The sequence below is a fragment of the Kitasatospora sp. NPDC091276 genome, assembly GCF_040684355.1.
Classification (GTDB): Bacteria; Actinomycetota; Actinomycetes; order Streptomycetales; family Streptomycetaceae; genus Kitasatospora.
In genome coordinates, this window is the sequence record NZ_JBFBFU010000087.1 from 1 (window position 1) to 1,160 (window position 1,160).

A 1,160-nucleotide genomic window follows, 5' to 3' on the forward strand; every position below is an offset into this window, starting at 1 on the left:
CTAGTGTCCTGCGCCGGAGATCTGTCGTTAGATCTTGCGTGAGTGATTCTTCGGATGCGTCGGTGCGGCGTCGTGGTCCCGCGTTGGAGCCGTTGTTGCTGTCCGACGAGGAGCGTGCGGCGCTCATTCGGTGGGCCCGCAGAGCGACGTCAGCCCAGGCGTTGGCTCTGCGGGCACGGATCGTGCTGGCCTGCGACGGTCCGGATGTGCCGTCGATCGTCGGTGCGGCAAGGGAGTTGGGAATCACCGCGGACACGGTCCGCAAGTGGCGGCGGCGCTTCCTCGCCGAAGGGCTGGACGGCTTGGCGGACGAGCCGCGGCCGGGCCGGCCGCCCACGATCGCGGTGGACAAGGTCGAAGCGGTTGTCGTGGCGACGCTGGAGGAGATCCCGAAGAACGCGACACACTGGTCGCGGAGTTCGATGGCGGCCAGGTCCGGCCTCTCGAAGTCGACGGTCGGGCGGATCTGGCGGAAGTTCCAGCTCAGGCCCCACCTGGCGGACACCTTCAAGCTCTCCACGGACCCGCTGTTCATCGAGAAGGTCCACGACGTGGTCGGCCTCTACTTCGACCCGCCCGAGGGGGCGGTGGTGCTGTCGGTCGACGAGAAGTCGCAGATCCAGGCGTTGAACCGCTCCCAGCCGGTGCTGCCCATGATGCCGGGAATGCCGGAGCGCCGGACCCACGACTACGTGCGCAACGGACTCACCACGCTCTTCGCCGCGTTCGACACCGGCAGCGGGAAGGTCATCACCTCCCTGCACCGCCGCCACCGCGCGGCGGAGTTCAGGAAGTTCCTCGTCAAGATCGACCAGGAGGTTCCCGACGGCCTCGACATCCACCTCATCTGCGACAACTACGGAACCCACAAGACCCCGGCGATCCGCACCTGGCTGGCCCAACACCCCAGGTTCCACATGCACTTCACCCCGACCGGGTCATCATGGATCAACCAGGTCGAGCGCTGGTTCGGCTTCCTCACCGACCAGATGATCCGCCGCGGATCCCACAAGAACGTCCAAGCCCTCGAACGCGACATCCGCAACTGGATCAAGAACTGGAACGAAGACCCCACACCGTTCACCTGGACCAAGACCGCCGACGAGATCCTCGACTCCCTCGCCCGATTCTGCCGACGGATCTCCGGCGCAGGACACTAG

General features: G+C 66.1%; 1 protein-coding gene. It reads left to right on the forward strand.

The features are described from left to right. Positions 1 to 62: 62 nt before the first annotated feature. Positions 63 to 1,160 carry an IS630 family transposase gene (locus AB0O19_RS38480; protein WP_363626399.1) on the forward strand — a complete coding sequence of 366 codons (1,098 nt, stop codon included), beginning with the start codon at positions 63 to 65 and terminating at the stop codon, positions 1,158 to 1,160.